We start from the raw sequence: 5849 nt of genomic DNA on the forward strand, positions 1-5849 counted from the left end.
CTTCGGCTCAGGCTGGGTGACTGACGCGGTGAAGCAGCTGAAACTGGACGCCACCGTCAAGACCGCCGATTACGGCCAGATCGTGGACCTTGCCTCTGTCGATTTCACCAATGACGTTGTCTTCACCTGGAACGGCACCACCTCTGGCGTGCGGGTGCCCAACGGCGACTGGATCCCGGCGGACCGCGAAGGCCTGACGATTTGCGACGCGACCTCCGCGGCCTTTGCGCAGCATTTGCCCTGGGACAAGCTGGATGTGACCACCTTCTCCTGGCAGAAGGTGCTGGGCGGCGAAGCAGCGCATGGCATGATCATTCTCAGCCCCCGCGCAGTGCAACGGCTGGAAAGCTACACCCCTGCCTGGCCGCTGCCCAAGATCTTCCGCCTGACCAAGGGCGGCAAGCTGATCGAAGGCATCTTCCAGGGCGCCACCATCAACACGCCCTCGATGCTGGCGGTGGAGGACTACCTGCTGGCGCTCGACTGGGCCCGCTCGGTGGGCGGCTTGGAAGGCCTGCGCGAACGCTCCTACGCCAATCTCGCCGCGGTGCAAAGCTTTGTGCAGGACAACCCCTGGATCGCCTTCCTGGCGGAACAGCCGGAATACCGTTCCAACACCAGCGTCTGCCTCAAGTTCACCGATGAGCGCATCCAGGACGGCGCCGCCTTTGCCAAGGCCGTGGCCAAGCGGCTGGAGAACGAAGGCGTGGCCTATGACATCGGCGCCTACCGCGACGCGCCTGCGGGCCTGCGGATCTGGTGCGGCGGCACGGTCGAAGCCACTGATGTGGCAGCGCTGATGCCCTGGATCAAATGGGCCTTCGAGGCCGAGATCGCCCTCCAGACCGAAGCGGCCTGATCCAGGCCCTGTTCCGGGGCGCCGGCCCCGGATCCCCCACTCGTGGGACCCCTCTCAATTTCAGGCCGCACAGGCCCCCTTATGAAAAGGACCGCAAACATGGCTCCCAAAGTCCTCATCTCCGACAAACTTTCTGAGGCCGCCGTGCAGATCTTCCGCGACCGCGGCATCGACGTCGATTTCCTGCCCGATGTGGGCAAGGACAAGGACAAACTGGCGGAAATCATTGGCCAGTATGATGGCCTCGCCATCCGCTCGGCGACTAAAGTGACCGAAAAGATCCTGGAGAACGCCGATAACCTCAAGGTGATTGGCCGAGCCGGCATCGGCACCGACAACATCGACAAGGAAGCCGCCTCCAAGCGCGGCGTCATTGTGATGAACACGCCCTTCGGCAACATGATCACCACCGCCGAACACGCCATCGCAATGATGTTTGCCACCGCCCGCCAGCTGCCTGAGGCTTCGGCGTCCACTCACGCCGGTAAATGGGAAAAGTCCAAGTTCATGGGCACCGAACTGACCGCCAAGACCCTGGGAGTGATCGGCGCCGGCAACATCGGCGGCATCGTCTGCGACCGCGCCCGCGGCCTCAAGATGAAGGTAGTGGCTTATGATCCTTATCTGAGCACTGAGAAGGCCGATCAGATGGGAGTCGAAAAGGTGGAGCTGGACGAGCTGCTGGCCCGTGCCGACTTCATCACCTTGCATGTGCCGTTGACCGACCAGACCCGTAACATCCTGTCCAAGGAAAACCTGGAGAAGACCAAGAAGGGCGTGCGCATCATCAACTGCGCCCGCGGCGGCCTGGTGGATGAGGGCGCGCTGGCAGAATTGCTGACCTCTGGCCATGTGGCAGGTGCGGCCTTTGACGTGTTCTCGGTCGAGCCGGCCAAGGAAAACGCCCTCTTCGGCCTGCCCAATGTGGTCTGCACCCCGCATTTGGGTGCCGCCACCACCGAGGCGCAGGAGAACGTCGCACTGCAGGTGGCTGAGCAGATGTCCAACTACCTGCTGAACGGCGCGGTGGAAAACGCGCTCAACATGCCCTCGGTGACGGCGGAAGAAGCCAAGGTCATGGGTCCCTGGATCAAATTGGCCGACCACTTGGGCAGCTTCGTGGGGCAGATGACGGATGAACCGATCAAGGCGATCAACATCCTTTATGATGGTGCCGCTTCTGAGATGAACCTGGACGCGCTGAACTGTGCGGTGATTGCCGGAATCATGAAGCGCGCCAACCCCGAGGTGAACATGGTTTCCGCCCCGGTGGTCGCCAAGGAGCGCGGCATCCAGATATCGACCACAAACCAGGACAAATCCGGCACCTTCGACGGCTATGTCAAGGTGACCGCAGTGACCTCCAAGCGCGAACGCTCGGTGGCTGGCACCGTGTTCTCCGACGGCAAGCCGCGGTTCATCCAGATCAAGGGCATCAATATCGAGGCTGAGGTCGGCGCGCATATGCTGTACACCACCAACGAGGACGTGCCCGGCATCATCGGTACCCTGGGCCATACCCTGGGCGAAAGCGATGTGAACATTGCCAATTTCACCCTGGGCCGCTCCGAAGCCGGCGGCGAAGCCATCGCGCTCCTGTATGTGGATGACGAGGTGCCAGCAGAGGTCCGCGCCAAGCTGGCCGAAACCGGGTTGTTCAACCAGATTAAACCGTTGGCATTCGACGTCGTCTGAAAGTTGATTGCGTAACTGGTTCCATCAGGAACGCCGCCCGGTTATAAGGGCGGCGTTTTCATATCCGGCCCTCTCCAGACAAAGGATCTTCCAATGACCGCGCCCCTCTATGCGATCGGCGACATTCACGGCCAGCTTGCCATGCTGGAGGAGGCTTTGACCCGGATCGAGGCCGACGGCGGCCCGGACGCTCGGATTGTCTTTCTGGGCGATTACACAGACCGCGGCCCGGACAGCCGCGGGGTGCTGGACCGGCTGATCACAGGTCAGGAGGAGGGGCGCGACTGGATAACGCTGTTAGGCAATCATGACCGGATGTTTGCCTGGTTCATGGAGGACACGCCCCGCCATGACCCGCATCTGCTGGTCGGCTATCACTGGCTGCATAAGCGGATCGGCGGAGTTGAGACCCTGGCCAGCTACGGGCTGACATTCGAAGACCGCACCCGGCTCGACGCCCTGCAGGCCAGGGCCAAGGAGGTGATCCCGGCCCGGCACATTGAATTCCTGCGTCGCCTCATGCCCCTTTACGAGACGCCGGACCTTGCCTTTGTGCACGCCGGAATTCGCCCCGGCGTACCGCTGCCCCAGCAGCAGGAGAACGATCTGGTCTGGATCCGGCAGCCATTTCACGACCACACCGGCCCGCACCCGAAACTGATTGTGCATGGCCACACGCCGGTGGACCGGCCCAGCCATTACGGCAACCGCATCAACCTCGACACCGGCGCCGGCTACGGCCGCCCGGTCAGTGCCGCCGTCTTCGAAGGCCGCAACTGCTGGCTGCTCACGGAAAACGGCCGCCAGCCGCTGACCCCGTAATTTTCCCTTCTTCTGGCCCAAAATATCTACTGTAGCAGGATCGACCTCGGCTGATGTAGCAGGACCGACCTCGGCTGACGTCTTAGTTTAGACTGTTTTGACGGTGCAAGAAGCTTTTCCCGCAGCACTTCAAAGGGAGCCTTTCCGTTCAGAGCTGAATGCGGTCGATGGCAATTGTAGTAGCGTTCCCATTCCTTCAATTTTGCTCTGATATCGATGTCATCGACATAGTCGACCAGTTGCCGGAACTCCTGTTTGTCCGTCCTGTGAGAGCGTTCAACTTTCCCATTCAGATGTGGCGATGCTGGCTTGATGTAGACATGGCGAATGCCGAGGTCTTCGCAGTGCCAGTGAAACTTGGTTTGAAATTCGTGGCCGTTATCAGTCTGAATAGTAGGGATGCGGAAGGGGAAGGCCTGCCTGATGTGGTCCACGAACCTTTTGGCGTTCTCCTGCGTGTGACGATCATAGATTTGCAATGCCCGCGCCCTGGTTGCGTCGTCAACGGCAGTATATTGAAAACGCCTGATTTTCCGGCCATCCTGTTGGAAAGTCAGAAACTTGACATCGACCTGAACCCCTCTCAGCGATGCAACGCATCGCCTGTCGGCAGCGGATGCCCTGGCACTTGCTTTTCATAGCGCTTGAAGTCCTTCACAGAGCGTTTGCGTGTGCCATTGGGCAGCCGGTTCAAACCATTGCGGCGCAGAACGTGATAGACCCCTGTAGTGGAGACTTTCATGTCAAAATAGCGCTCCAGGGACCATGCTATACGTGCCGGGCCAAAGTGGTGGTTTTTGCGCAGATAAAGGATCTTTTCTTCAATGTGCTGTGGCACCCGAAGCTTAGGATTCTGCGGGCAAGGCTTGGAGTTCACAAGCCCCGCATCTCCCTGCAGAGCCTGTCGCTTTTTCCAGTCATAAAACGTTTCTCGAGAAATCCCGAAATAGCGGCAGGCCTTCGCTATGTTTCCAACTTCTTCGGCATAAGCAAAGACACGCTTCTTGCGTGCGATGTCACTCAGTGGCTTTCGATCCATGGTGATTTCCGCTCCAGCTGCCAGACAATATAAAATCTGTCAGCCGAAGCCGGAATTTCTATATCAGCCGAGGTCGATCCTGCTACAGTGAGCTACCCCCTGAATTTCGGACACTGACGTAAGCTACGAATTGCTGTCTGTTGATCTTCGACGCAGAGGAGATCAGAGATGTCGAAACGGAAGAACCATTCGCCTGAGTTCAAGGCCAAGGTCGCGCTTGAGGCTTTGAAGGGCGAGCGGACTGTTGCAGAGCTGGCAAGCCAATTTGGCGTTCATCCGACGATGATCCACAGCTGGAAGCGGGCGCTCCTGGAGGGCGCGTCCGGCGTGTTCGAGCGTGGCGGCAAGAAAACCCCGGAGATTGACGAAGAGCAGGTCAAAGAGCTGCACGCTAAGATTGGGGAGCTGGCCGTTGCCAACGATTTTTTGTCACGAAAGCTCAAACCGTGGATCGGCAAGTGAGGCGGAAAATGATCGAGCCTGCCAATGCCAATCTGCCCATTGGCAAGCAGTGCAAGCTGCTGTCGATCTCGCGGTCGTCGTTCTATTATCAACCCAAAGGCGAGACGGCTCTGAACCTGATGCTGATGCGTCGGATCGACGAACAGTTCCTGGAAACGCCGTTCTTCGGTGTGCGGCAGATGACTTGGCATCTGCGCAATGAGGGTCATTTGGTGAACGAAAAGCGGATCAGGCGGCTGATGAGGGTGATGGGGCTCATGCCGATCTACCAGAAGCCCAACACCAGCAAGGCAGCGAAGGGACACAAGACCTACCCCTATCTGCTGCGTGGTCTGCGGGTGGGGCGCCCGAACCAGGTCTGGGCGGCAGACATCACCTATCTGCCAATGCGCAAGGGGTTCCTGTATCTGGTGGCGATCATTGACTGGCACACCCGCAAGGTGCTGGCCTGGCGCATCTCGAACACGCTGGAAGCGGACTTCTGTGTCGAGGCGCTGAACGAGGCCATCCACAAGTTCGGCCCGCCCGAGATCATGAATACAGATCAGGGCAGCCAGTTCACGTCCTTCGCCTGGACGGACAGGCTGCGGCGATCCGGTGTGCGCATCTCGATGGATGGCAAAGGCCGGTTCCTCGATAACATCTTCGTCGAGCGGCTCTGGCGGAGTCTGAAATACGAGTGCGTCTACCTGCACGCTTGGGAGACTGGATCAGAGGCGAAGGCAGGCGTCGGCAGATGGATCGAGTTCTATAATCGAAAACGCCCACATTCCGCCCTTGGCGGCAAGCCTCCTGCCGTGGTCTATTGGCTGAGAAAAGACGAAACCCAACCTGGTCAGCAGCGGCAGAAAGTAGCTTAAATTACGCCAGATCCTGTCCAACGATCGGGGAGTAGCTCATAGCGCCGGGTGATCGCCCGCTCATCGTTTTGCTCCAGCATCAGGGCGCCGACCAAGCGCGTCACCGCGGCCT

General features: G+C 59.4%; 4 protein-coding genes and 1 pseudogene. 4 read left to right on the plus strand and 1 reads right to left on the minus strand.

All coding sequences use genetic code 11. The features are described 5' to 3' along the window. From A2I95_RS25145 to A2I95_RS25155, 3 genes are all read left to right on the plus strand, one after another. On the plus strand, positions 1 to 859 hold an 859-nt coding region (locus A2I95_RS25145; RefSeq protein WP_291734316.1), incomplete at its 5' end, for a phosphoserine transaminase. Positions 860 to 958: 99 nt separating this feature from the next. Next, positions 959 to 2554, plus strand: coding sequence for a phosphoglycerate dehydrogenase (gene serA, locus A2I95_RS25150; protein WP_291734319.1), 1596 nt, complete (start codon positions 959 to 961; stop codon positions 2552 to 2554). A gap of 93 nt (positions 2555 to 2647) precedes the next feature. Next, a complete protein-coding gene (locus A2I95_RS25155; RefSeq protein WP_291734321.1) occupies positions 2648 to 3376 on the plus strand; it encodes a metallophosphoesterase family protein in 729 nt (242 codons plus the stop codon). 110 nt (positions 3377 to 3486) lie between these two features. Here A2I95_RS25155 and A2I95_RS25160 read toward each other — a convergent pair. After that, positions 3487 to 4415: pseudogene (locus tag A2I95_RS25160) on the minus strand (IS481 family transposase); the annotation flags it as partial. A 168-nt stretch (positions 4416 to 4583) separates the two neighbouring features. Between A2I95_RS25160 and A2I95_RS25165 the strand changes: the two are divergent. Further along, positions 4584 to 5737 (plus strand): IS3 family transposase gene (locus A2I95_RS25165; protein ID WP_291734324.1). Its coding sequence is split into 2 segments (ribosomal slippage): positions 4584 to 4857 and positions 4857 to 5737, totalling 1155 coding nucleotides; the frame shifts between segments, so codons are not numbered across the junction. Positions 5738 to 5849: the final 112 nt, after the last annotated feature.

This window comes from Leisingera sp. F5, from assembly GCF_001593695.1.